The 25,772-nt window shown below is 66.1% G+C and carries 25 protein-coding genes; 12 read left to right on the top strand and 13 right to left on the bottom strand.

The genetic code is table 11. The features are described from left to right. Positions 1-31 precede the first annotated feature (31 nt). Complete coding sequence (locus OG874_RS38165; RefSeq protein WP_330251894.1) at positions 32-1,585, bottom strand: acyl-CoA synthetase; 1,554 nt, start codon at positions 1,583-1,585, stop codon at positions 32-34. A 21-nt stretch (positions 1,586-1,606) separates the two neighbouring features. Beyond that, positions 1,607-2,644, bottom strand: a complete 1,038-nt coding sequence (locus tag OG874_RS38160; RefSeq protein ID WP_330251893.1) for an LLM class F420-dependent oxidoreductase — start codon at positions 2,642-2,644, stop codon at positions 1,607-1,609. A gap of 184 nt (positions 2,645-2,828) precedes the next feature. Here OG874_RS38160 and OG874_RS38155 point away from each other — a divergent pair, with 184 nt between their 5' ends. From OG874_RS38155 to OG874_RS38135, 5 genes are all read left to right on the top strand, one after another. Further along, the gene (locus OG874_RS38155; RefSeq protein ID WP_330251892.1) at positions 2,829-3,791 is read left to right on the top strand and encodes a Zn-ribbon domain-containing OB-fold protein; all 963 of its coding nucleotides are present in this window, start codon (positions 2,829-2,831) and stop codon (positions 3,789-3,791) included. 6 nt (positions 3,792-3,797) lie between these two features. Next, a complete protein-coding gene (locus OG874_RS38150; RefSeq protein ID WP_330251891.1) occupies positions 3,798-4,835 on the top strand; it encodes a thiolase domain-containing protein in 1,038 nt (345 codons plus the stop codon). A 23-nt stretch (positions 4,836-4,858) separates the two neighbouring features. Further along, entirely contained in the window at positions 4,859-6,055 is a 1,197-nt protein-coding gene (locus OG874_RS38145) for a thiolase domain-containing protein (RefSeq protein ID WP_330257600.1), read from the top strand. 121 nt (positions 6,056-6,176) lie between these two features. After that, the gene (locus OG874_RS38140) at positions 6,177-7,067 is read left to right on the top strand and encodes a TIGR03619 family F420-dependent LLM class oxidoreductase (RefSeq protein WP_330257599.1); all 891 of its coding nucleotides are present in this window, start codon (positions 6,177-6,179) and stop codon (positions 7,065-7,067) included. Continuing rightward, positions 7,064-7,480: a nuclear transport factor 2 family protein gene (locus OG874_RS38135; RefSeq protein WP_330251890.1), complete on the top strand. Its 417-nt coding sequence runs from the start codon at positions 7,064-7,066 to the stop codon at positions 7,478-7,480. Before OG874_RS38140 ends, OG874_RS38135 begins: the two co-directional genes overlap by 4 nt. Positions 7,481-7,610: 130 nt before the next feature. Here the strand turns inward: OG874_RS38135 and OG874_RS38130 are convergent, their stop codons facing one another. After that, a complete protein-coding gene (locus OG874_RS38130) occupies positions 7,611-8,918 on the bottom strand; it encodes a cytochrome P450 (protein ID WP_330251889.1) in 1,308 nt (435 codons plus the stop codon). Positions 8,919-9,016: 98 nt separating this feature from the next. Here OG874_RS38130 and OG874_RS38125 point away from each other — a divergent pair, with 98 nt between their 5' ends. Both OG874_RS38125 and OG874_RS38120 read left to right on the top strand, forming a co-directional pair. Further along, positions 9,017-10,180, top strand: coding sequence for a steroid 3-ketoacyl-CoA thiolase (locus OG874_RS38125; protein WP_330251888.1), 1,164 nt, complete (start codon positions 9,017-9,019; stop codon positions 10,178-10,180). Between the two features lie 362 nt (positions 10,181-10,542). Then, positions 10,543-10,959, top strand: coding sequence for a helix-turn-helix domain-containing protein (locus tag OG874_RS38120; protein WP_011207048.1), 417 nt, complete (start codon positions 10,543-10,545; stop codon positions 10,957-10,959). 313 nt (positions 10,960-11,272) lie between these two features. Here OG874_RS38120 and OG874_RS38115 read toward each other — a convergent pair whose 3' ends face one another. The 5 genes from OG874_RS38115 to OG874_RS38095 all read right to left on the bottom strand — a co-directional run bounded on the left by OG874_RS38115 (position 11,273) and on the right by OG874_RS38095 (position 16,305). After that, the gene (locus OG874_RS38115; RefSeq protein ID WP_330251887.1) at positions 11,273-12,283 is read right to left on the bottom strand and encodes a hypothetical protein; all 1,011 of its coding nucleotides are present in this window, start codon (positions 12,281-12,283) and stop codon (positions 11,273-11,275) included. Then, the gene (locus tag OG874_RS38110) at positions 12,280-12,795 is read right to left on the bottom strand and encodes an ImmA/IrrE family metallo-endopeptidase (RefSeq protein ID WP_330251886.1); all 516 of its coding nucleotides are present in this window, start codon (positions 12,793-12,795) and stop codon (positions 12,280-12,282) included. Before OG874_RS38110 ends, OG874_RS38115 begins: the two co-directional genes overlap by 4 nt. 79 nt (positions 12,796-12,874) lie before the next feature. Continuing rightward, positions 12,875-13,798 carry a hypothetical protein gene (locus OG874_RS38105; protein ID WP_330251885.1) on the bottom strand — a complete coding sequence of 308 codons (924 nt, stop codon included), beginning with the start codon at positions 13,796-13,798 and terminating at the stop codon, positions 12,875-12,877. 768 nt (positions 13,799-14,566) lie between these two features. After that, complete coding sequence (locus OG874_RS38100; RefSeq protein WP_330251884.1) at positions 14,567-15,478, bottom strand: SDR family oxidoreductase; 912 nt, start codon at positions 15,476-15,478, stop codon at positions 14,567-14,569. Between the two features lie 38 nt (positions 15,479-15,516). Continuing rightward, positions 15,517-16,305 (bottom strand): SDR family oxidoreductase, encoded by a 789-nt coding sequence (locus tag OG874_RS38095; protein ID WP_330251883.1) that lies wholly within the window; start codon positions 16,303-16,305, stop codon positions 15,517-15,519. 162 nt (positions 16,306-16,467) lie between these two features. Between OG874_RS38095 and OG874_RS38090 the strand changes: the two genes are divergently transcribed. The 5 genes from OG874_RS38090 to OG874_RS38070 are packed head-to-tail and all read left to right on the top strand — an operon-like array spanning position 16,468 to position 20,678. Continuing rightward, complete coding sequence (locus OG874_RS38090) at positions 16,468-17,241, top strand: enoyl-CoA hydratase family protein (RefSeq protein WP_330251882.1); 774 nt, start codon at positions 16,468-16,470, stop codon at positions 17,239-17,241. Next, positions 17,241-18,125, top strand: a complete 885-nt coding sequence (gene ipdA, locus OG874_RS38085; RefSeq protein ID WP_330251881.1) for a cholesterol ring-cleaving hydrolase subunit IpdA — start codon at positions 17,241-17,243, stop codon at positions 18,123-18,125. Before OG874_RS38090 ends, ipdA begins: the two co-directional genes overlap by 1 nt. Then, the gene (locus tag OG874_RS38080) at positions 18,122-18,982 is read left to right on the top strand and encodes a CoA-transferase subunit beta (protein ID WP_330251880.1); all 861 of its coding nucleotides are present in this window, start codon (positions 18,122-18,124) and stop codon (positions 18,980-18,982) included. The genes ipdA and OG874_RS38080 overlap by 4 nt, the downstream gene beginning before the upstream one ends. Beyond that, complete coding sequence (locus OG874_RS38075; protein WP_330251879.1) at positions 18,979-20,067, top strand: NAD(P)H-dependent flavin oxidoreductase; 1,089 nt, start codon at positions 18,979-18,981, stop codon at positions 20,065-20,067. Before OG874_RS38080 ends, OG874_RS38075 begins: the two co-directional genes overlap by 4 nt. A 53-nt stretch (positions 20,068-20,120) precedes the next feature. Further along, positions 20,121-20,678, top strand: a complete 558-nt coding sequence (locus OG874_RS38070) for a hypothetical protein (protein ID WP_330251878.1) — start codon at positions 20,121-20,123, stop codon at positions 20,676-20,678. 89 nt (positions 20,679-20,767) lie between these two features. Here the strand turns inward: OG874_RS38070 and OG874_RS38065 are convergent, their stop codons facing one another. The 5 genes from OG874_RS38065 to OG874_RS38045 all read right to left on the bottom strand — a co-directional run bounded on the left by OG874_RS38065 (position 20,768) and on the right by OG874_RS38045 (position 25,767). Next, positions 20,768-21,952, bottom strand: a complete 1,185-nt coding sequence (locus OG874_RS38065; protein ID WP_330251877.1) for an acetyl-CoA C-acetyltransferase — start codon at positions 21,950-21,952, stop codon at positions 20,768-20,770. Between the two features lie 9 nt (positions 21,953-21,961). After that, the gene (locus OG874_RS38060) at positions 21,962-22,579 is read right to left on the bottom strand and encodes a TetR/AcrR family transcriptional regulator (protein ID WP_330251876.1); all 618 of its coding nucleotides are present in this window, start codon (positions 22,577-22,579) and stop codon (positions 21,962-21,964) included. 70 nt (positions 22,580-22,649) lie between these two features. Then, the gene (locus OG874_RS38055; protein WP_330251875.1) at positions 22,650-23,381 is read right to left on the bottom strand and encodes a hypothetical protein; all 732 of its coding nucleotides are present in this window, start codon (positions 23,379-23,381) and stop codon (positions 22,650-22,652) included. Between the two features lie 303 nt (positions 23,382-23,684). Then, entirely contained in the window at positions 23,685-24,482 is a 798-nt protein-coding gene (locus tag OG874_RS38050) for an SDR family oxidoreductase (RefSeq protein ID WP_330251874.1), read from the bottom strand. 52 nt (positions 24,483-24,534) lie between these two features. Further along, positions 24,535-25,767 (bottom strand): acyl-CoA dehydrogenase family protein, encoded by a 1,233-nt coding sequence (locus OG874_RS38045; RefSeq protein ID WP_442943195.1) that lies wholly within the window; start codon positions 25,765-25,767, stop codon positions 24,535-24,537. Positions 25,768-25,772: the final 5 nt, after the last annotated feature.

Here is a 25,772-nt window from a genome sequence, read left to right as displayed (position 1 = left end):
CATGCGACAGCGGGGCCGGTTTCGTGGGGTACTACGCCGGGATGTAGCGGTCGCGGATTTTGCGCTTGTAGAGCTTGCCGTTGGGGTCGCGAGGGAGTTCGTCCATGTAGTCGATGGAGCGTGGCATTTTGTACTTGGCCAATTGGGTTGCGGCGAAGGACATCAGCTCGGCAGTGAGTTCGTCGTTGCCCTCGATTCCGGCGACGGGCTGGACGACGGCCTTCACTTCCTGACCCCAATCGGGGTGCGGCAGACCAAAGACCGCGACGTCCTCGACCTTCGGATGGGTGATCAGCACGGTCTCGATCTCGGCCGGGTAGATGTTCACACCGCCGGACAGGATCAGGTCGGAGCGGCGGTCGTGCAGGTAGAGGTAGCCTTCCTCATCGAGGTGGCCGATATCGCCGACCGTGAAAAGGTCACCGACCCTTGACTCTTCGGTCTTCTCCTTGGCGTGGTGGTACTCGAAGCTCGACGTGCCCATGCGCATGTAGACCAGACCAGGTTCGCCCGCGGGCAGTTCGGAACCGTCTTCCTCGCTGAGCACCTTGATCACCGACCACGGCCAGGCCCTGCCGACCGAACCCGGCTTGCGCAGCCAGTCGGTGCCGTTGATCACCGTGCCGCCACCCTCGGTCGCCGCGTAGTACTCGGTCACCGTCGGACCCCACCACTGCAGCATCTGCCGCTTGGTCTCGGCCGGGCACGGCGCCGCGCCGTGCACCATGCTGCGCAGCGAGGACACGTCGTACTTGGCGCGCACCGCTTCGGGCAGTGCGAGCAGCCGATGGAACTGGGTCGGCACCATGTGACTGTGCGTCACCCGATGCTTCTCGATCAACCGCAGCATCTCTTCGGCCTCCCAGCGATCCATCAGAACGAGCTTGTGGCCCAACTGGATCGAGATGGTGGCGAAGTTCAGCACGGCCGTGTGATACAGCGGCGAACCGCAGATGTGCACGTGCTCGTCGTAGGGCTTCAGCTCGAACAGTCCGAAGAACGCGGACGAGTACGCGGGAACGACATCCGGGTCGGTGCCGGTGAGCGGACGCCGAACGCCCTTGGGCCGCCCCGTGGTTCCCGAGGTGTAGAGCATCGGCGCACCCGTAGTCCGATTGTCGGGCCGACCGGTGTCGGCCGCGCCCAGCCAGGCCACCGACTTGAAGCCGTCGATCTCGCCGACCGCGAAACGCGCTGTGGCAGGTAGCCCGGCCTCGTCCGCCGCGGCGATCGCGGCGGCGGCGAAACGGTCGCTCGCGAAGAAGGCCTTCGCCTCGCTGTCGGCGAGGATATAGGCGACCTCCGGGCCGGTCAGGTGCCAGTTCACCGCGACGATGTACAGCCCGGCCTGATAGGCCGCGAAGTAGGCGGCGACCGCCTCGACACAGTTGTGCACCATGGTGACCAGCACGTCGCCGGGTTGCAGGCCGAGCGCCCGCAGGCCGGTGCCGTAACGGTTTGCGAGCGTGGCCAATTCGCGATAACTCACCTCGCGGCCCAATGGATCGACCATCGCGATCCGATCGGGCTCCGCGTTCGCGATGTTCCACAGACCGAGAATTTCTACTGACTCCTGCGTCGTCACCCTACGAATCTAGAACGTGTTCTACATCTGTACAAGGGGTGCGAACCGATGCAATTGCTCGATATCTGGAACAGACACCAGCATCTCGGTCACCCCGGCGGCTTCCCACACGCCGAGTTGCTTACGCACATACTCCTCGTCGCCGATGATCGAGGTATCCAGAATCAGCTCATCCGGTACCAGCGCGGCCGCCTCGGCCTTCTTACCGGATTGGAACAGTCTGCCGATCTCGTCGACCTCGCGCTCGTAGCCCATCCGCCGGTAAACCTGCGCGTGGAAGTTCAACTCAGGCGCACCCATGCCGCCGATGTAGAGCGCCATGATCCAGCGCATCCGCTCCAGCTCGCCCTTGGGATCGTCGGTGATCACCACCTGGCAGCTGGCCGCGATCTCGAAATCCGCCCGCGAACGCCGCGCGCCCGCCCTGGCGAAGCCCTCGTCGAGCCAGTCGTTGTACATCCCGGCCAACCGGGGCGCGTAGTAGATCGCGAGCCAGCCGTCGGCGATCTCGGCCGTCAACGCCACGTTCTTCGGACCCTCCGCCCCGAGCCAGATCGGCAAATCCGCTCGTAGCGGATGCACGATCGGTTTGAGCGGCTTGCCGAGCCCGGTCGATCCCGGGCCGGTGTAGGGCAGCGGATATTGCGGGCCGTCATTGGTGACCGGCGCCTGCCGCTCCAGGATGCGGCGAATGATGCCGACGTACTCGCGGGTGCGCTGCAATGGCTTGGCGAACGGCTGCCCGTACCAGCCCTCCACCACCTGCGGCCCGGAGACACCGAGACCGAGGATGGCCCGCCCGCCGCTGAGGTGGTCCAGCGTCAGCGCGTGCATGGCGGTAGCGGCGGGCGTGCGCGCCGACATCTGCACCACAGATGTGCCGAGCCGGACCCGCTGCGTGGACGAGCCCCACCACATCAGCGGCCCGAAGGCATCCGATCCCCACGATTCGGCGGCGAACACGGCGTCGAACCCGGCCGCCTCGGCGGCCACCACCAACTCACCGGCGTTTTTCGGCGGCTGCGCCATCCAGTACCCGAGTTGCAATCCGAACTTCATGGTCGACTCCTTCCATCGCTAGCGACTGCTTGCAGGTCGCTCGAAACGATCCGCTAGCGACTGCTTGCAGGTCGCTCGAAATAGCCAGCACTTCTTGCCACCAGAATAAGAACCTGTTCTACTCGATGATGTGACTCAGGGGAATACCGCATCCGGCACAATCGCGGATGAGAGAGGCTCGGATTTGAACACCGCGCCAGATGTACTCAGTGCACCCCTGCGGGTGCAATTCGACTACACGCGGTCGGTCGGACCGACCATCGGCACCTTCCTGACCAAGCTGCGGGCCCGCAAGATCGTCGGCGTGCGCGGCTCGGACGGGCGGGTGCTGGTGCCGCCGCCGGAATACGATCCGGTCACCTCCGCACCGCTGACCGAGTTCGTCGCCGTGGCCGATACCGGCACGGTCCAGTCCTGGACCTGGGTCCGCGATCCGCTGCCCGGCCAGCCCTTCGACCGCCCGTTCGCCTGGGCGCTGATCAAGCTCGACGGTGCGGACACCACACTGCTGCACGCCGTCGACGTCGCCGCGCCCGAGGACATCCACACCGGACAGCGGGTGGTCGCCCGGTGGGCCGCCGAGACCATCGGCAGCATCAAGGACATCGCCTGCTTCGAACCCGGCGAAACCTCCACCGCACCAGCGGAATCCACCGAAGACGGCGAGCCGATCACGGTGATCACCACACCGGTCGACCTGAACTACATGCACAGCGCCTCCCCGCAGGAGACCATCTACCTGCGCGGCCTGGCCGAGGGCAAGCTGCTCGGCGGGCGCACGGACGCCGCGGGCAAGGTGTACTTCCCACCGCGCGGCGCCAATCCGACCGACGGCAGGCCGACCGACGAAATCGTCGAACTGCCCGACCGCGGCATCGTGACCACCTTCTGCATCGTGAATGTGCCGTTCATGGGCCAGCGGATCAAGCCGCCGTACGTCGCGGCCTATGTGCTGCTCGACGGCGCCGATATCCCGGTGCTGCACCTGGTGCTCGGCTGCGAGGCCAGCGAGGTGCGGATGGGCATGCGGGTGGAGGCGGTGTGGAAGCCGCGCGAGGAGTGGAGCTACGCGCTCAGCAATGTGGACCACTTCCGTCCCACCGGCGAGCCGGATGCCGACTACGACACCTACAAGCACCACCTCTGAGAGGCCATGTTGACGAACAACACCGACATCGCGGTCGTGGGATTCGCCCACGCGCCGCATGTGCCGGAGACCTTCGGCACCACCAACGGTGTCGAGATGCTGGTGCCCATCTTCCAGCAGCTCTACACCCGACTCGGCATCACCAAATCCGATATCGACTTCTGGTGCTCCGGTTCCTCGGATTACCTTGCGGGCCGGGCCTTCTCGTTCATCTCGGCAATCGACGCCATCGGCGCGGTACCGCCGATCAACGAATCGCATGTCGAGATGGACGCTGCCTGGGCGCTGTATGAGGCGTTCGTGAAACTCACGTCGGGACAGGCGAAGACCGCACTGGTCTACGGCTTCGGCAAGTCCTCGGCCGGCACCTTGCGCCAGGTCCTGACCATGCAACTCGACCCCTATCTGGTCACTCCGCTGTGGCCGGACTCGCTCTCGATCGCGGGCCTGCAGGCGCGGGCCGGACTCGACGCGGGTCGATGGACCGAACGCGATATGGCCGCGGTCGCCGCCGGTGACTCCGGCGATGTCGAAAGCCTGCTCGCCACACCGTATATCGCCGATCCATTGCGCGCGCACGATGTCGCGCCGATCACCGACGGCGCGGCCGCCATCGTGCTCGCGGTCGGCGATCGGGCGCGGGAACTCTGTGAGCGCCCGGCCTGGATCACGGGTATGGCGCACCGGGTGGACACGCCCAACCTCGGCGCCCGCGATCTGACCGTCTCGCCATCGACTTCGGCGGCGGCACAGTCGGTTACCGGCGGCGATACCAGTGGCTTCGATATCGCCGAACTGCATGCGCAGTTCAGCCATCAGCAGCTGATCCTCGCCGAGGCGATCGGGTTGCGGCCCGAGACCAAGGTGAATCCGTCGGGCGGCGCACTCGCCGCCAATCCGATGTTCGCGGCGGGCCTGGAGCGCATCGGCTGCGCGGCCGAGGCGATCATGGCGGGCACCGCGAATCGGGCGCTCGCCCATGCCAGCAGCGGCCCGGCCCTGCAGCAGAACCTGGTAGCCGTTTTGGATTCGGAGGCCCGATGAATTCAGTATCGCGTAGCGATTCGATGAGGGGTGGCGGTCGGGCGACGGGTGGGCGTTTTCCAGCTGCGGTGCTCGGCACCGGACAAACCCATCACGTGACAAAACGTACCGATGTGTCCATGGCGGGCATGTGCCGCGAGGCGATCGATCGTGCACTCGACGATGCCGGGCTCACCATCGCCGATATCGATGCGGTGGTGGTCGGCAAGGCGCCGGACTTCTTCGAGGGCGTCATGATGCCCGAGCTGTATCTGGCGGATGCGTTGGGCGCCACCGGAAAACCGCTGCTGCGGGTGCACACCGCCGGATCCGTCGGCGGCTCTACCGGTATCGTCGCCACCAATCTGGTGCAGGCCGGGGTGCACAAGCGGGTGCTCGCCATCGCCTGGGAGAAGCAGTCGGAATCGAATGCCATGTGGGCGTTGTCCTTTCCGGTGCCCTTCACCATGCCGGTCGGCGCGGGCGCGGGCGGCTACTTCGCCCCGCACGTGCGTTCCTACATTCGCCGGTCGAACGCGCCGAGTCATATCGGGGCGATGGTCGCGGTGAAGGATCGCCGCAACGGCGCGAAGAATCCCCTCGCACACCTGCACCAGCCCGATATCACGCTGGAGAAGGTGCTTTCCTCCCAGATGCTGTGGGATCCCATCCGATTCGACGAGACCTGCCCGTCCTCGGACGGTGCCTGCGCCGTGGTGATCGGTGACGAGGACGCGGCGAATGCCGTCGAGGCCACCGGCAAGAAGGTCGCCTGGGTGCACGGCACCGCGATGCGCACCGAGCCGACCACCTTCGCCGGACGCGATCAGGTCAATCCGCAAGCCGGACAGGATGCGGCCGCGGCGCTGTGGCAGACCGCCGGAATCACCGATCCGCTCAACGAGATCGACGTGGCCGAGATCTACGTGCCGTTCTCCTGGTTCGAGCCGATGTGGCTGGAGAACCTGGGCTTCGTCCCACCGGGCGACGGCTGGAAGCTCACCGATAAGGGCGAGACCGAGATCGGCGGCACCCTACCGGTCAACCCGTCCGGCGGCGTGCTCTCCTCGAACCCGATCGGCGCTTCCGGCCTCATCCGGTTCGCCGAGGCCGCCAAACAGGTCATGGGCCGGGCCGGCGACTACCAGGTCGCGAACGCCAAGAAGGCACTCGGGCACGCGTACGGCGGTGGCTCGCAGTACTTCGCCATGTGGGTTGTTGGCGCGGAGAAACCGCGCTGACGCGCGGTTTTCTCGGGGCCCGGTCGACAAGAAACCTACTCGCGGCCGGGCATCGAGAGATCTGCCCAGTGGCCAGGCGATATGAAACGTACTCAGGAAGGCAGGGCATCGGATGGAGTCGTTGAAGTTCACCCTTGGTATTGCGCTCAGTCCGCTGGAGCAGTTGCCCGAATTGGCGAAGACCGCTGAGGAGTGCGGATTTTCATCGATAGCATTGCCGGATTCGCTGTTCTATATGAAATCGGCGTCGGCGAAGTATCCGTACACCGCCGACGGTAGCCGATTCTGGGGACCGGAGACGCCGTGGGTCGATCCGCTCATCGGGGCGACCGCCATGGCGGCGGTGACCAGCCGGATTCACTTCTACACCAATGTGCTCAAGCTCGGTTCGCGCAATCCGCTGCTACTGGCCCGACAGGTCGGCTCGGTCGCCAACCTCTCCGGCAACCGGTTCGGTTTCGGCGTCGGAATCGGTTGGGCGCCCGAGGAATTCGAGTGGTGTGGGGTGCCCTATGCCAAGCGCGGAGCCAGGGTCGACGAGATGATCGAGGTCATCAAGCTGGTACTCGGCGGCGGCATGGTCGAATACCACGGGGAATTCTTCGATTTCGACCCACTGCAGATCAGTCCGGCGCCGAGCGAGCCGGTGCCGTTCTACATCGGCGGCCACACCGAGCCCGCGTTGCGCCGCGCGGCCAAGGTCGGTGACGGCTGGACTTCGGCGATGATGACCTACGACGAACTGTGCGCCACCATCGGCAAGCTCGGCGCACTGCGCGCCGAATTCGGCAGGGAGAGTGTGCCGTTCGAGATCCAGGCGGTGTGCGTCGACAAGTTCGGGCGCGCCGGATATCAGGATCTGGCCGATGCCGGGGTGACCGATGCGATCGTGATCCCGTGGCTGGCCGATGGCATCGGCTTCGACGGTGAGCTGGCGGCCAAGCAGGAATCGCTGCGCCGCTTCGCCGCGAAGAATATCGAGGAACCCATCGTCGCGAAGGCAAGCGTATGACCACTACTGAGCATCCAGCACGAGCCGCCGGACTCGCCTCGCAAAGTGCGGTACGGGCTCGTGACAAGCAGGCCTGGGTAGATCTGTTCGCCGCCGACGGCATCGTCGAAGATCCCATCGGCCCTTCGGGTTTCGATCCGGAGGGCAAGGGCCATCGGGGCAAGGAGGCGATCGCCAGGTTCTGGGATATGGCGATCGCGAAGACCGATTCGATCGAGTTCCGCTTCGAGGACTCCTTCGCCTGCGGTAACGAGATCGCCTTCACCGGCCTGATCCGCACCAAGATGGGCGGCCACCAGATCGACGCCGAGGGCGTATTCACCTACAAGGTGGACGACACCGGCAAAATCGCTGCGCTGCGGGCATTTTGGGAGGTCGACCGAGCCATGCGGACGGCTGAGCCCATCGCCTGAGCACGCTGCCCCTCCCCCTCAGGGACAGCACAAAGGCCCTCGTACCGGTAAGGGACTGCCGGTACGAGGGCCCTTTTGTGCGCCGAAACCTGGGACCCAAGCTGCCGACACAAGCCTGGGTCCCGCCGTCTCAGTGCACGACCGGACAGCCGGAGCCCCGGTAGCCGACCTGGAACTCCTTGACGCCGTTGAGCCAGCCCGAGCGCAACCGCTTCGGATCACCGAGCTTGGTGATATCGGGCATGGCGTCGGCGATGGCGTTGAAGATCAGATCGACCTCCATCCGCGCCAGGTTGGCGCCGATGCAGAAGTGTGCGCCGGTGCCGCCGAAGGACAAGTGCTGGTTGTCCTTTCGCGTGATGTCGAACTTCTCCGGATCCTCGAATACGTCCTCGTCGAAGTTGGCCGAGCGGTAGAGCATGACCACCCGCTGGCCCTTCTTGATCTGCACGCCGCCGAGCTCGGTGTCCTCGAGCGCGGTCCGCTGGAACGAGGTGACCGGCGTCGCCCACCGGATGATCTCGTCGGCGGCGGTGGCCGGGCGCTCGTTCTTGAACAGCTCCCACTGGTCCGGGTGATCCAGGAAGGCCGCCATACCGTGGGTGATCGCGTTGCGGGTCGTCTCGTTGCCCGCCACGGCCAGCATGATGACGAAGAAGCCGAACTCCTCCGGTGTCAGCTCATCGCCGTCGACATCGGCTTCGATCAGTTTGGTGACGATATCGTCGGCCGGGCATTCCTTGCGCGCCGCGGCCATCTGGTAGGCGTAGCCGAGGACTTCGGCGGAGGCGGCGACCGGGTCGGCCTCGCTCTCCGGATCGTCGTAGCCGGTCATATCGTTGGACCAGGTGAAGACCTTCATGCGGTCCTCCTGCGGGATGCCGATCAGCTCGGCGATCGCCTGCAGCGGCAGTTCGGAGGCGACCTGGGTGACGAAGTCACCGGATCCGGACTCCGCCGCCTCCTTCACGATCGACTCGGCCCTGGCCTTGAGTTCGGCACGCAGGCCGTTGATCACGCGCGGGGTGAAACCGCGCGAGATGATCTTGCGCAGCTTGGTGTGATGGGGTGCGTCCATGTTCAACAGCACGAACCGCTGCAGTTCGATCTGCTCCCGGGTGATGTCGTCGTTGAACCGCGGGATCGCGGTGTTCTCGAAGTTGGAGAACACGTCGCTGCGCCGCGAGACCTCCTTGACGTCCGCATACTTGCTCACCACCCAGAAGCCCTCGTCGTGGAAGCCACCGATCTCGGCGGGCTGTGGGTTCCACCAGATCGGTGCGGTACGACGCAATTCGGCGTACTCCTCGACCGGAACACGCTCGGCATAAATGTCCGGGTCCGTGACATCGAACCCATCCGGCAGATTCGGCCGGGCATTGCGCGGGTCTACCACCAGATGTCTCCTTCGACAAACTGAAACACGTTCTACAATCATTGAAGCATAGGCTGCATAATGAGGGAAGAACAGGACGGATTCAACTGTCACACGCGTGAACACACGTTTCAGTTTCTGTCCCAGAAGAAAGGTTGGACATGGGCACACCCGTCATCGTCGAGGCCGCTCGCACCCCTATCGGCAAGCGCGGCGGCTGGCTCGCCGGTCTACACGCCGCCGAACTGCTCGGCCTCGCGCAGCGCGGACTGCTCGATAAGGCGCACCTGGATCCCGCCCTGGTGGAGCAGGTCATCGGTGGTTGCGTCACCCAGGCCGGTGAACAGTCCAATAATGTGACACGCGTCGCCTGGCTGCACGCCGGACTGCCGTGGCAGGTCGGCGCCACCACAATCGACGCGCAGTGCGGATCGGCGCAGCAGGCCAATCACTTGATCGCCGGGCTCATCGCGACCGGCGCCATCGATATCGGCATGGCCTGCGGCGTGGAGGCGATGAGCCGAGTTCCCTTGGGCGCCAACGTCGGTGAGCACGCGGGGCCGCGCCGGCCCGCATCCTGGAATATCGATCTGCCGAACCAGTTCGAGGCGGCCGAGCGAATTGCCAAGCGGCGCGGCCTCACTCGCGACGATCTGGACGGACTCGGCGTCCGTTCGCAGCGACTGGCTGCCCAGGCCTGGGCCGAGGGCCGCTTCGACCGCGAGGTGCTGCACGTGACGGCGCCCGCCGTCGACAAGGAAGGCAATCTCACCGGCGAAAAGCTGGACGTGACAAGGGATCAGGGGCTGCGCGAGACCACACCCGAGGGTCTGGCCAAGTTGAAGCCGGTACTGGACGGTGGCGTCCATACCGCGGGCACGTCGTCGCAGATCTCCGACGGCGCGGCCGCAGTACTGCTGATGGACGAAAAGGCCGCGCAGCGAGCGGGTTTGCGCCCGCGCGCCCGGATCGTCACCCAGGTGCTCGTCGGCGCGGAGCCGGAGTTCCATCTCGACGGACCGGTGCAGGCCTGCACTCGACTGCTCGAGCGGTCCGGGATGAATATCGGTGACATCGATCTTTTCGAGATCAATGAGGCCTTTGCGGCCGTTGCGCTTTCGTGGGCTTCTGTACACAATCCGGACATGGACCGGGTAAATGTCAACGGCGGCGCCATTGCCCTCGGACATCCGGTGGGTTCCACCGGATCCCGGCTCCTCACAACGGCTTTGCACGAACTGGAGCGAACCGGAGATAGTACCGCGATGGTGCTCATGTGCGCGGGTGGCGCACTGGCGACAGGCACCATCATCGAGCGGTTGTAGCATTCTCAACCAATTCCGTCCCATTGGTTGAACGTTCATCCCAACAAGCCCAAAACGTGTCGTACGCCACACAAAGACCAGTACGGAAGACTAGATGACCCGTCAGCTATCTTGAAGCTATCATTGACCTGTCGGGGAAGACCGCTGCGACGGGCCAGAACCGGTTCACACCACGCGTAACCAAGAGCCGTTGGCGTGACCCGCAAACGCAACCGTCGCAGTGACTTCGCCGGAGCGACACCTAGAAGCTTCAAGGAAATCCTGAATCAGGCGTAGGTTTTCAGTTACTGAGCCGCTAATATCAATGATACGTATCCGAGATAACGACTGTTAGTACAGCGAAGGGAATTGGGCGGCTCACAATGGCTGATTTCGCGGCGCGGCTGAACAAGCTGTTCGAAACCGTGCATCCCCCGGGGCGCAAGCCGCACACCAACGCGGAGGTTGCGGCTGCGCTGACGGCCTCCGGGCATCCGATCTCGAAACCGTACCTCTCGCAGTTGCGGTCGGGACAGCGGACCAACCCGTCGGACGAAACGGTGGCTGCACTGGCCAAGTTCTTCAAGGTCAAACCGGACTACTTCTTCAACGACATCTATGCCGCCAAGATCGATCACGATCTGGAGTTGCTGTCCCAGCTGCAGGGCTATGGGCTGCGACGGCTGTCGAGTAGGGCGTTTGATCTTTCCGAAGAATCACAGAACCTCCTCACCTCCATGGCGGAGAAGTTGCGGGCAAGCGAAGGTTTGCCCGAAATTCCTCCGGACGGTACCGAATAGGTTCTCCCACAGCGCAGTACGGTGCGACCCATAGGGTCGCACCGTACTGCGTCATGGGTAAGACAGCCGCCACGACTTCGACGCACGGTTGGTGCCCCGGAAATTGTGGGCCGGCGGTGAGTACAGGGGTGCGTCAATTGCGTACCCCGAGTGACTGCGGTACTGACGAAATCAGTTGAGCGGATACGTAGATCGACACAAGGAATCCGGCGCGGTGATCAACCGAGTCGGATTCTTGCTATGTCAACCTTTTTGAATACCCGGAGCGAGTCCTTCAGAATGCTTCGCGCTGATCGTTTTTGGTGTCACTCGATCAATTCCGAACGGGCACCGGGGTGCTCGCATCGTAGGCCCGGGCGATTGCCTGAACCCAGCCGCGCGGACTAATCCCCTCGGGCGGAGCAATCCACCTGGCGTCGACCACCACATCGCCCAATGGGTTTCGCGCCCACTGCGCGACTCGATCGGCACGCACGGCCACCGAAGGCGGCGGCGGACCCGCGGCGACCAGCTCGACGCCGCCGCCGGACTGCAGGTACAGCGCGTCCATGATCTGCGCGACCTGATCAGACGCCTTGAGCTGAGTGGCCGTCCCGGCCTGTTCGTGCGCGACCACCTCGGGGAAGCGCCCGATCATGATCCGATGCAGAAGTTTGATCTGCCGCAACAACATTCGCGCGCGCACCCACAACTCGACCACGATCCAGACCGCGCCGAAGGCGATGAGCAGACCGGCGACCTCCCAGGCCGGCCAACCCCAGTCCGGTTCGCCCGGTTTCGTGACCGGAGCGTCCGCGATGGCCGGCCGGATCTCCAATATGGCGAGTACCGCGACGAGCGCGGTGCCCGCGGTGTAGATCGCGATACCGCGGCCGAGGGTGGTCCAGTCCAGATTGCGCACACCGGTGATGACGATGAAAACGCAACCGAGCGCGACGACGATCCCGCCGAAGGTGGTGGACCAGAACAGGTTGGCCGCCACCGCGACCAGGCCGATGCCATAGATCACGAACGCGATCTGACGCAGGTTGCGGCGGGATACGACCGGCCAAGCCGCCGACGCGACCACCGAGGTCGCGATCGCGAACAGGATCCAGGCCGAGGTCAGAACACCGTCGGAGAGCAGGCCGGAATGCAGACCGCGCGGATGCAGGTTGTCGATCGCCAGCGCGATTTCGGGAACCGCGACGGTGGCCGCGACCGCGACCGCCGCGACCGCGACGACGATCGCCACCCGCGCGGTGGTCGCGGGCTTGACCAGTACACGCCCCACACGCGCACCGGCGGCAACCCAGACCAGCATGGCCGTCAACCAGAGGGTCATCCCAGCGCCTCATCGAATCGAAGGACCGAGACGCCTGCGCCCCGGCTGTTGAACACGCGGAGTCGGGTCATCAACATGGCGGCGAAGGTCTCGGCCTCCCATTCGGCGAGTTCGTCCGCGCCGTCGTCGACGATCTGCTGATGCGCACGCTGGCTGAGCATGTAGGCGATCAGATCGTCACTGGCCTCCAGGGTCACCTCGGGTGCCGGCGCGCCCTCGTGATCGAAGACGATATGGCCCAATTCGTGTGCGAGCGTGTGGTCGCGGCTCGGTAGTGCGGTGGCGAGCACGATGACATCGCGGTCCGGATAGAACCGCCGCTGCCCGCATACGCCGGGACCCAGCTGGGCACTGGCGATTTCGATCTCGCGGTGCCGCTCACTCGCGATCGAGGCGACGACCTCCTCGAGGGTGGTCGCATCGGAATCCGCGGCGACGGCGCACACCGCGTCGACCGCCGCCGCGACCCGTCGGTACGCCCGAAGTCCGCTCTGCGTCCTACTCTCACTCATGCCCGCGCCTCGCTGACGCTCGGCTCCGACATGTGCGACGTGATTCGCTCGCTTCGCTCACTCATCGAACGCCCCCTACCTACGTCCTCGGTCCGAAGAACTCGGCACGTGCGGCATCGATGCGGGCCTGTGCGGCCGACGCGCTGTGGAAACTCACTGCGCCGGAACCGGTTCCGGCCAATGCGAGGGCGATCAGACCGCCGACCACGCCCAATACGTTGGGCTTCGGGAGTCCGTCGTCGGCGCTGGTCGGCCGGATATCCGGATTCGGCTCGGCCGGCGCCGCGGGCGATGCGGCCGGCGGCGCGGGCGACGGAGGCGGCGGGGGTGCCTGTTCCGGCGCGGGCGCGGGTGGTGCGGCCACCGGGACCGGCGCGAGCTGCGGCGCCGCCGGAACGGGCGGGACGATGATCGGCACGGGCGGGGCGGGCGGCGGCGGAAGCGGAATCAAGAGCAGTAGCAGCGGGGCGGCCGAACCGACCGCGGCAGAACCGACACCCGCGGAACCTACCGCGGCAGAACCGGTACCGGCCGAGCCGACGCCCGCCGAACCGAGGCCGAGGGCGCCGACGCCCGCCGAACCCACACCCGCGGATCCGACTCCGGCCGAGCCGACCGCGGCCGAACCCGTGCCTGCGAGCGCCGAACCGGTACCGGCAGCGGCGGAACCTACTGCGGCGGAACCGGTACCGAGCGTGCCGAGCGCCGCCGATCCGGTACCGACGGCCGCGGAACCTACCGCGGCGGAACCGGTACCGAGGACGGTGGCGACACCCGCCGAGCCGGTTCCGATGATCGCGCCGATGCCCGCGGAGCCGGTTCCGATGATCGTTGCGACACCCACCGAGCCGCCGCCGAGGAGTGCGCCGAGTAGACCCGTCGCACCGACGGCGGCGGATCCCGCGGCAGCCGAACCGGCGGCCGGGTGTACGCCCGCGGCGGCATCGGTCGGATCGACGGGCGAACTGACAGTTGACTGCTGCCCTGGAATTGTGAGCGGCATCCACACATCGCCGCCAGCGTCAGAAGCAGGGGAATCGGGGCCCGCACATTGTGGACAAGCGCTGCCGGGCTGCGCCTCGGCCGAAACTCCCCCGAGTAGCGCACAGCCAGCAACAGTCGCAAGCACTGCAACCACGCGCGACGTGCGACCAACGGCCAATGCGCCAGCCTTCCCTCATTCGATATAGCGCAGATCTCTTGCCCGGTCGCAACTCTTCATTCCGGGACTTGAACGGACGGGAGCCCATAGTAAACCGCAGCCCAAACCGCGCATTCGCTTGACCCGCGCAGCACCGATGACACGCCCGACCGGCCGCGCACCCCGAATCCGGTCGAGCGCCCAGATCGCCCTTCGAAAGTCCAGATGTAATCCCGAACATTTCCGCGTTAATACCCCTACACGGCAGTGCCACGAAAGCCACGGACCGGTCCGTATGTCACCGCAGCTCCACGTGTCACACCACCACGCCACCCATGCGGGAAGCGCACGCTCAGGTGGTCCCAGCGGCCCCGCATCAGCCGGACTTCGCGATCACCTGACTTCCCACCACTGACACGCCGATCCACCCGCGCCGCGCATCGCTCGGACTGTTGTCGCACCGCACACACGACGCCCCGCCACAGCCGCACCCTTTGTCGGCCGTCGCACCCTTACCGCGATGAACCAGCTCGGCGTCTATACCGTCCGGCGTTGTGCAGCCGCCTACCAGACATCGAAGCGCGACATGGGCCGCGTGGAACACGCGGCCCGCGTAGTCGATTCGGAGGCTCAGGCGCCGTAGACGGGCTCGGGTGGGGTGGACTTGGCGATCAGGTCGGCGACTACCGGGCCGAGTTCGGCGGGGCTCCAGCGGGCGCCGCGGTCGACGGCGGTGCCGTGCCGCCAGCCGTCGGCCAAGGCGACCTTGCCGCCCTCGACCTCGAACATCCGGCCGGTGACGGCGGCGGATTGGGGGCTGCCGAGCCAGACGACGATCGGCGAGATGTTCTCCGGGGCCATGGCGTCGAAGCCGTCCTCGGGGGCGGCCATGGTTTCGGCGAAGACGATCTCGGTCATCCGGGTGCGGGCGGACGGGGCGATGGCGTTGACGGTGACGCCGTAGCGTGCGAATTCCGCTGCGGCGGTGAGGGTCAGGCCCGCGATGCCCGCCTTGGCCGCACCGTAGTTGCCCTGGCCGACGCTGCCCTGCAGGCCAGCGCCGGAACTGGTGTTGATGATGCGGGCGTCGACCGGACGGCCCGCCTTGGACTCGCCGCGCCAGTATTCGGCGGCGTGGCGCATGGTCGCGAAGTGGCCCTTGAGGTGCACTCGGATCACCGCGTCCCATTCGTCCTCGCCGAGGTTGACCAACATGCGGTCGCGCACGAAACCGGCATTGTTGACCAGTACGTCCAGGCCACCGAAGGTGTCGACGGCCTGACGGATGAGGTTGCGCGCGCCGTCCCAGTCCGCGATGTCGTCGCCATTGGCGACGGCCTCCCCGCCGAGCGCCTCGATCTCGGCGACAACCTGCTGGGCGGGCGTCTCGCTGGTCGCCACGCCGTTCAGGGTGGAGCCGAGATCATTGACCACCACGCGTGCTCCGGCGGCGGCGAAGGCGAGCGCGTGCGCCCGGCCGATACCGCGGCCTGCGCCGGTGACGATGACGATGCGCCCCGCGCAGATCTGCTCGGTGTCCATAACCTGTTGTGTCCTCTTCGTTTTCGGGTTCGGTTGGTTCAGGCCTGCGCGGGCAGCTCCGCGTTCGACGCGGCAAGGAATGCCGGTCGCTCACCGCCACCGTGCACCAGCAGCGTGGCGCCGCTGACATACGCGGCCAGCGGTGAGGCGAGGAAGGCGGCACAGCGGCCGATGTCATCGGGGCGGGCCATCCGGCCGAGCGGGATGGTCGCGCCGACCGCGTCGATGCCGTCCTGGTCGCCGTAGTGCAGCTGACTCTGCTCCGTTTCGACCGCACCGGCGACCAGCGAGTTGACCCGAACCTTGGGCGCCCATTCGATGGCGAGCGAGGAGGTCAGGCTGTCGATACCGGCCTTGGCCGCACCGTAGGCGGCGGTGCCGGGCGAGGGCCGGTGACCGCTCACGCTGGACACCATCACGATCGACCCGCCGTCCGGCTGCTGCTGCATGACCGCGTTGGCGGCCTGCGAGACCAGCAGGGGCGCGAGCAGATTCAGTTCGATGATCTTGCTATGGAAGTTCTTGCTCGCGGTCGCGGCCAGGGCGAACGGAGCGCCACCCGCGTTGTTGATCAGATGATCGAGGCGGCCGTGTCGAGCCACGATCGTATCGACCAGCCCCTGTACGGCGTCGACATCACGCACATCGCAGGGCAGGTATTCGATCTCCCGTCCATCGTGGCGCACAGGAGCTTCGCCGGGACGCCGCGCACAGGCCACCACGGTGGCTCCGGTGGCGAGAAATGCCTTGCTCACACCCGCGCCCACCCCGCGCACGCCGCCGGTGACCAGAACGACGCTGCCGGTGAGATCGATTTCGAGTGCCACCGTGCTAACCTACCAAGCAACTGCTTGCTTTGCCAACCGCTTGCGACTGCCTGCAAGTCGCTCGAAACGATCAGCTTGCGACTGCTCGCGGGTCGCTCGAAACGATCGGCTCAACTGCTCGCAGGTCGCTCGAAACGATCAGCGCACACGATGGGACATGCGATGGGGATCAACCGTCACTCCGAATCAACCGGCATCACCGTGGTCACGGTCGACTACCCGCCGGTCAACGCCATACCCTCCGACGGCTGGTTCACGCTGGCCGATGAGATCCGCGCGGCCGGGCGCGACCCGGAGACCAAGGTGGTGGTGCTGCGCGCCGAGAACCGCGGATTCAACGCCGGTGTCGATATCAAGGAGATGCAGCGCACCCCGGGCCATCAGGCGCTGATCGACGCGAATCACGGCTGCTTCGAGGCGTTCGCGGCGGTCTACGACTGCCCGGTGCCGGTGATCGCGGCTGTGCAGGGCTTCTGCCTCGGCGGCGGCATCGGCCTGGTCGGCAACGCCGATGTGGTGATCGCCTCCGACGATGCCACTTTCGGTCTGCCCGAGGTCGACCGCGGCGCACTCGGCGCGGCCACACATCTGTCGCGGCTGGTGCCCCAACATCTGATGCGGGCGCTGTTCTACACCGCGAGCACCATCACCGCGCAGCAGCTGCAGCACTTCGGATCGGTGTACCAGGTGGTGCCGCGCGCCGAACTAGACGCCGCTGCAATGGAAGTCGCCAAGAACATCGCGGCCAAGGACGGCCGGGTGATCCGGGCGGCGAAGCGGGCGCTGAACGGCATCGATCTGCAGGACGTGCACCGCAGCTACCGCTACGAACAGGGCTTCACCTTCGAGCTGAATCTGGCCGGCGTCGCGGATGAGATCCGCGCCCGGTTCGACGACGATCTGGCCGCACGCAAGGAAGAGAGCAAGGAAAACTGATGCGGGACAAGCGAATGTCGCTCGACGCGGTCGTCGGCGAACTGCGCAGCGGAATGACCATCGGCATCGGCGGCTGGGGCTCGCGGCGCAAGCCGATGGCGCTGGTGCGGGCCATCCTGCGCTCGGATATCACGGATCTGACCGTGGTCACCTATGGCGGACCGGATCTCGGTCTGCTGTGCTCGGCGGGCAAAGTACGCAAGGCCTATTACGGCTTCGTATCCCTGGATTCGCCGCCGTTCTACGATCCGTGGTTCGCCAAGGCACGCACCTCGGGCGCGCTGGTGGCCCGGGAGATGGACGAGGGCATGGTGAAGTGCGGGCTGCAGGCAGCGGCCGCGCGGCTGCCGTTCCTGCCGATCCGGGCGGGGCTCGGATCCGATGTCGTGAATTTCTGGGATGGCGAATTACAGACCGTGACATCGCCGTACCCGGGTCCCGATGGTCGGCCCGAAACCTTGATCGCGATGCCGGCGCTGAATCTCGATGCGGCGCTTGTGCATCTGAATATCGGCGACAAGCACGGCAATGCCGCTTACACCGGTGTCGATCCGTACTTCGACGATCTGTACTGCCTGGCCGCCGAGCGTCGCTATGTATCGGTGGAGCGGGTGGTGGAGACCGAGGAACTGGTGAAAACCGTTCCGCTGCAGTCGTTGCTGCTCAATCGAATGATGGTCGACGGTGTGGTCGAAGCCCCGAACGGCGCGCACTTCACGCTGGCCGCTGACAGCTATCGCCGCGACGAGAAGTTCCAGAAGCACTACGTGGAGTCGGCCAAGACGCCGGAGGCCTGGCAGCAGTTCGTCGACAAGTATCTGGCCGTCTCCGAGGACGAGTACCAGGCTGCCGTTCGCGAGTTCGCACAGGAGGCGCAAAAATGACAGCATCGCGTAGCGATTCAGTGCGGGGTGGTGGCCGGGCGACGGGCGGGCCAGCATCGCGTAGCGATTCATTGGGGGATGGTGGCCGGGCGACGGGCGGGCCAACCATCGAAACCGTCACCCGGGCCGAGATCTGCGCACTGGCCTGCGCCGAGATCTTCAGTGGGGCCGGGGAAATCATGGCCTCGCCGATGTCGCCGATGTCGATCATCGGCGCGCGACTGGCTAAATTGACCACCGAACCGGATCTGCTGCTCTCCGATGGCGAGGCGCTGTTCTTCGCCGATACACCGCCGCTCGGCGGCAAGGCCCCGATCGAGGGCTGGATTCCGTTCCGCAAGGTCTTCGATGTGGTGGCCTCCGGTCGTCGCCATGTGGTGATGGGCGCCAACCAGATCGACCGGTTCGGCAACCAGAATCTGTCGGCATTCGGTGCGCTGCAGCAGCCGAGCAGGCAGATGTTCGGTTCGCGCGGCGCACCGGGCAACACCATCAATCATCCGACCAGCTACTGGGTCGCGCGACATACCCGGCGGGTATTCGTGGATCAGGTCGATATCGTTTCCGGCGTCGGCTACGACAAGGTCGATCCGGCCGATTCGGCCTACCGGTTCCATCACCTGCATCGAGTGGTGACCAACCTGGGCGTCTTCGATTTCGAGGGACCCGACCACACCATGCGGGCGCGCAGCCTGCACCCGGGCGTCACCGCCGCCGAGGTCGCGGAGAACACCTCCTTCGAGATCGCGGGCCTGGCCGACGCGGGTGCTACCCGGCTGCCGACCGCCGAGGAACTGCGGTTGATCCGGGATGTGCTCGATCCCAAGAAGGTTCGGGAATCGGAGGTGCCGTCATGACCGTGCTGCGGACACCGCTGACCGAGCTGGTCGGCATCGAGCATCCCATCGTGCAGACCGGCATGGGCTGGGTCGCCGGTCCGAGCCTGGTCTCGGCCACCGCCGAGGCCGGCGGGCTCGGAATCCTGGCTTCGGCCACCATGACCTTCGCCGAGCTGGAAGCCGCGATCGCGAAGACCAAGGCACACACCGCCAAACCCTTCGGGGTGAATATCCGCGCTGATGCCACGGACGCTCCGGAGCGCATCGATCTGCTGATCCGGGAGCAGGTGGCCGTCGCATCGTTCGCGTTGGCCCCCAAGCAGGAATTGATCGCCAAGCTGAAAGATGCCGGTGTGGTGGTGATTCCGTCGATCGGCGCCGCCAAGCATGCGGTGAAGGTCGCCTCCTGGGGTGCCGACGCGGTGATCGTGCAGGGCGGTGAGGGCGGCGGACATACCGGCCCGGTGGCCACCACGCTGCTGCTGCCATCGGTGCTGGATGCGGTCGATATCCCGGTTGTCGCGGCGGGCGGGTTCTTCGACGGCCGTGGTCTGGCGGCCGCATTGGCATACGGCGCCGCGGGTGTCGCGATGGGGACCCGCTTCCTGCTCACGAAGGAGAGCACCGTCCCTGAGGCGGTCAAGCAGGAGTACCTGAAGCGGCAGCTGCAGGACACCGTGGTCTCGCTCAAGGTCGACGGCATGCCGCATCGCGTACTGAACACCGAACTCGTTGACCGCCTGGAACATTCGGGTCGTTGGCGGGGCCTGGCCGCCGCGGTATCGAACGCGGCGAAGTTCAAGGGCATGACCGGCATGAAATGGTCGACGATGGTGCGCGACGGACTCGCCATGCGAAAGGCCAAGGACCTCAGCTGGTCTCAGGTCGTCATGGCCGCCAACACCCCGATGCTGCTGCGCGCCGGTCTCGTCGAGGGCAATACCCAAGCCGGTGTCCTCGCCGCGGGCCAGGTCACCGGCATCATCGATGACCTGCCCACCTGCAAGGAACTGATCGACCGCATCGTCGCCGATGCCGTCGCCAGAATCGACGCGATAGCCGCTCTCACCGATACGAGAGTGACTCCGACCCAATCCAATTGATGCGAGCGCCGCCTCCAGTCCACAAGATGGGAGGCGGACCGTAACCTCTAGCCATGCTTGCGCTCTACAGTGCCGCGGTCGCGATCGTCACAGGTGCCACGTCCGCATGGCTCAGCTATTACTTCGGTGTCCGCAAGGACCGGATGCAGTGGCACCGCGATCAGGCAGCTCGGTGGGACAGCACACGGCAGCAGGCATATGTCGCTTTCGCCGCGGCGATCAAGCACGAGATCCGGTTGCATGTGAAAATGGCGGCCGCGAAACACTCCGAACTGTGGCCGGGCCATGAGACATTGCCGCTCTCGGAGGGGTGGCCGCTGCTGGCCACCGCGGAGGACAAGCGGGCAGATCTGCTCGAGGCAATCCTGCTGCTTGCCGACGGCCCCACGGTAGACGCCGCCCGCGACTGGCAGCAGCAGGTGTGGCAGCTGCGTGCCCTGCATACCGATGAAGCCGTCACCCCCGAAGCCGTGCAGCTCGCTCTCGAAGCGGCATCCGAAGCGCGGGACCGCTTCTATTCGTGCGCCCGACCGGATCTGGGCATAGCGTCCACACTGCCCAGCCCGCGCCCACTCGCCGCGCTCATCGGACGAACCGCAGAAACCGTCTGAACCGAAAGGCCGCCCCGGAATCGCGTCCGTGGGCGGCCCTTCGGCTGTTCGGCGACGCAGGATCTGCCGAAAAGCCGTGCGGCTCCTACTTACAAGCGTTCGATGATGGTGGCGTTGGCGGTGCCGCCGCCCTCACAGATGGTGAGTAGGCCGTAGCGGCCGTTTCGGCGTTCCAGCTCGTTGAGCAGGGTGGCGAAAAGCTTTGCGCCGGTGGCACCCAGCGGGTGACCGAGGGCGATCGCGCCGCCGTTGACATTGACCTTGTCCGGGTCCGCGCCGGTCTCCCGCAGCCACGCCAGAACCACGGGGGCGAACGCTTCGTTGATTTCGATGACATCGATATCGTCGATGGTCAGCCCGGTCTTCTCCAGCGCCCACTTGGTCGCCGGAATCGGGCCGGTGAGCATCATGATCGGATCGGCACCGCGCGCGCTCACGTGGTGGATGCGGGCGCGCGGGCGCAATCCGTATGCCTCGACGGCCCATTCGGATGCCAACAGCGTCGCGCTCGCGCCGTCGGAGATCTGGCTGGCGACCGCGGCGGTCAGCGTCCCCCCCTCGGCCAGGACCGCCAGCGACGCCATCTTCTCCAGTGTGGTCTCGCGCGGGCACTGGTCGATCCAGAAGTCGCCGACCGCCACGATCTCATTGTCGAAGCGACCGTTCTTGATGGCATCGCGGGCGCGCTCGTGGCTGCGCAATGCCCAGCGCTCCATCTCTTCTCGGCTGATATTCCACTTGTCGGCGATCATCTGCGCGCCGTTGAACTGCGAAACCTCGCCGGTGCCATAGCGATGGTCCCACCCCTGCGCGCCGACGAACGGTGAGTCGAAACCGTATTCCTTGCCCGCCAACATGGCCGCCGAGATCGGGATGGCGCTCATGTTCTGCACACCGCCCGCGACGATCACCTCGGCGGTGCCGCTCATGATGGCCTGCGCGCCGAAATTGATGGCCTGCTGCGAGGATCCGCACTGCCGGTCGACGGTGACGCCGGGAACTTCCTCCGGATACCCCGCGGTCAGCCACATGCTGCGGCCGATATTGCCCGCCTGCGGGCCGATGTTGTCGACACAGCCGACGATCACGTCGTCGACCACCGCCGGGTCGATCGTGTTGCGGTCCAGCAGACCTCGCAGCGCGGCCGCGCCCAGATCGGCCGGATGTACAGCGGCCAGCGCGCCATTGCGCTTGCCCACCGGGGTGCGCACCGCGTCGATCACATAGGCATCCCGGAGCGGAGCGTAGGGACGGCGGGCGGATGGTGCTGACATCAAAGACTCCTACGTGGTGTGTTCAGGGACGGTGAGTCCGTCGAGCACGATGGTCAGGTACTGCTTCGCGAGATTTTCGACGGTGATCGAGCCGCCGGGCTCGTACCACCGCACCGCGACCCACACCGTGTCGCGCAGGAACCGGTAGGCCAGTTCGACGTCGAGCTCGGGCCGGAAGCTGCCGTCCTTGACGCCGTTGATCAACACCCGGTGCCAGAGCTCACGGAATTCGCGGTTGTAATCGGCGATGTAGGTGAACCGGTCGGAATCGCGCAGCCGCTTCGCCTCCGACTGATAGATCGCCACCGCCGCGTGCGAGCGGTCGAAGGACTCATAGGACGCGGTCACCAAGGCTTCCAAGGTATCTCGCGAGCTGAGTCCGGAGCCGACGATTTCCCGGTAGCGCCCGAACAGCTCGTCGAGGAAGCCGCGCAGAATCTCGTCGACCATCGATTCCTTGGAATCGAAGTGGTGATAGAGGCTCCCCGATAGAATCCCGGCCGCATCGGCGATATCCCGCACGGTCGTCGCGCGCAGCCCGCGTTCGGCGAACAGTTGAGCCGCGAGCGCGAGCAGTTCGTTGCGCCGTGCTGATTTCGAGGCGTCGGGTGCGGTCACACGGGCCATAGTACAACCAAGCATTTGCTTGGGTAAAGTTTTGGCCGCGAATAGGTCACTCGCTCCGTGGTGGTTACGTTCAACGCATCGAGTAGCGCAGGGGCGAAGAGACTGACAAGTCGGCCAGTAATCGATCACAGATCACGACCGGTGAGATACCCGCGCGCGCCATCCGTGCCACCAGTGCGAGTCGGCGCTCACAGCTGTCCCATTCGACGGTCAGCGGACCGCGCTCGGGGCCCGCGTCGACGGTGGCCATGACGCGGGGCGGACCGAACCGAACCGGTTCCTCGATGAGTTTGAGCACCATGCCGCGCTGCCAGGCGCGGTAGGTGTCCATATCCGCGCCGACGACGAGTTTGTCGGTGGCAGCGCACAGGCCCTGCGCGATCTCGTCGGCGAAAGCGACGCGATCGAAGCGGAACTTGCGGCATTTGCGAACAACGTCGAGCAGATCCGCTCGCACTTCACACAACAGCGCGGTCTGCCGTTGCCGTCGGCGGTACTGCTCCGATGCAATACCCGCGTCGGCATCGAGTCCGATGCGGCAGGCGCGTTCGTGATCGCGCGCCATATCGGCACGCAACGCGCCGCGCGGATCGCGGGCGACCGCGGACTCGTCGACCGCATACTGTTCGAGAATTTGGGCGGCGCGGGTCGCGGTCGCGCCTTCGGAATCGTGATCCATGAGCTCGGCACCGAGCGCGAGCGCCGCGAGCACCAAGCTGTCCATTCGTCGCCTGGCCAACACGACTTCGCGAACCAATTCGAGTTCCATTTGTTCGCGGGCATGTGGGCGATCCAGGCCCATAGCCATCGCCCCTTTGGGGAGTACGGGATCCGTCCTCCCTCAGCATGGCACACCTGGATACACCGCGTCCCGCCCTTTTTTAGCTGATCAGCTGTGTTCTTGGCCGCGCGGGCGCGGCGTGTTCGCGGCCCCCGGGTGTCTCGCGCCCGAGCCGTCGAGACTCGCGCCTGCGGCGCATGCGCTTCGACGACTCGGACGCGAGACGGGCCGCGAACGGTCGCTCGTAAGACTCGCTCCGTGGCGGCTGGCAAGGCTCGGAAGGATGCCTCGCAATCGAGACTGGGTCCGTGGCGGTCGGGTAGGTCAGGCTCGCTGGCTGCTGACGGATACCACTTCACCGGTGAGATACGAGGTGTAGTCGCTCGCGAGCATGGCGATGGTGGCGGCGACTTCCCATGGCTCGGCGGCGCGGCCGAAGGCTTCGCCCTCGGACAGGCGGTCGAGCAGTTCGGTGGAGCTGACCTTGTCCAGGAAGGCGTGCCTGGCGATGCTCGGGGCGACCGCGTTGATCCGGACGCCGAGTTCGGCGGCCTCGATCGCGCTGCAGCGAGTCAGGGCCATCACACCCGCCTTGGCGGCGGCGTAGTGGGCCTGGCCGTATTGGGCGCGCCAGCCGAGCACGCTGGCATTGTTGACGATGACGCCGCCGTGGCCGGCGTTCCGGAAGTAGCCGAGGGCGGCGCGGGTGCAGCGGAAGGTGCCGTTGAGGGTGATGTCGAGCACGCGGTCCCACTGCTCGTCGGTCATATCGACGACCGGGGTCTCGCCGCCGAGCCCGGCATTGTTGACCATGATGTCGATGCGGCCCAATGCCGTTGCGGCGCCGCGGATCAGCTCATCGACCTGCTCGGTGCGCTGCACATCACAGGCGATCGAGGCGACCCGGCGCTCCGGGAATTCGGCCTTCAGCTCGATCTCGGTTTCGGCCAGCCGCCGCTCGTGCCAGTCGGAGACGACGACATCCGCGCCTTCGGCGAGCAGTCTGCGCGCGGTGGCCGAACCGATGCCGGTGCCCGCGGCAGCGGTGATCACGGCGGCCCGGCCGGTCAGCAGACCGTGCCCCGGAACCGGCTGGGGCGCAACAGAAAGTGGACCGCTCATGACTGCGCCTCGCTGGTGCCCGGTCGGGGCGCTGTGTCGATGATTCGCTCGCTCATGAGGGACGCGCCTCCCGCGGCAGGCCGAGCACGCGCTCGGCGATGATGTTGCGCTGCACTTCGTTCGAACCTCCGTAGATGGTGTCGGCGCGGGTGAACAGATACAGCCGCTGCCATTCGTTGAGATCGTTTTCCTCGGCCACCAGACCGGCGGGGCCGAGCACGGCCATGGCCAGTTCGCCCAGGCCACGATGCCAGTTCGCCCACAACAGCTTCGAGACCGAGGCCTGTCCGCCGTCGTCGGTGGCCGTGTCCTGCATGGTGCGCAGTGCGTGGGCGCGCAGCACCCGCAGGCCGACCCACGCCTTATCGATCCGGTCGGCGATGAGCGGGTCGTCGGCCGCGCCGGTGCGGCGGGCCAGCGCCTCGATATCGGCGAGTTCGCGGGCGAAGCGGATCTGCTGGCCGAGGGTGGAGATGCCGCGCTCGAAGGTCAGCGTGCCCATCGCGATGCGCCAGCCGTCGCCGGGTTCGCCGACGACCAGATCCGCCGCGGTGCGCGCGTTGTCGAAGAAGACCTCGTTGAATTCCGAGGTGCCGGTCAGCTGGATGATCGGGCGCACCTCGATACCCGGCTGATGCATCGGAACCAGCAGGTAGGACAGGCCCTTGTGCCGCGTCGAACCCTTCTCGGTGCGGGCGACCACGAAGCACCAGTCGGCCACATGCGCCAGCGAGGTCCAGATCTTCTGGCCGTTGATCGACCATTCGGCACCGTCGAGATGGGCGCTGGTAGTGATGGCCGCCAGATCCGAGCCGGCGCCGGGTTCGGAGTAGCCCTGGCACCACAGCTCGGTCACATTCCGGACCCCGGGCAGGAAGCGTTCCTTCTGCGCCTGGGTTCCGAAGGCGAGCACGGTCGGACCGAGCAGTTCCTCACCGACGTGGGAAACCCGCGCCGGCGCATTCGCTTTGGCGTATTCCTCATGGAAGATCACCTGCTGACGCACCGAGGCCGCGCGACCGCCCCACTCCTCGGGCCAGCCCAGGCAGGTCCACCCGGCGGCGGCCAGATGCCGGTCCCATGCCAGGCGTTCCTCGAAGGCCTCGTGCTCGCGGCCGGGCCCGCCGAGTCCGCGCAGTTCGCGGAACTCGCCGTCGAGGTTCTCGGCCAACCACTCGCGCACTTCTGCGGAAAACCGCGCGTCCTGTGCGGCAGTATTGTTCCCACCCCCCTGCCCTTCGGGCCCGCCCCCCTTGTCGGAATCTGATGCCTGGATCGCAACCACGCCGG

Source organism: Nocardia sp. NBC_00565, from assembly GCF_036345915.1.
Lineage (GTDB): Bacteria > Actinomycetota > Actinomycetes > Mycobacteriales > Mycobacteriaceae > Nocardia.
This window is presented reverse-complemented; position numbering and strand designations above follow the sequence as displayed.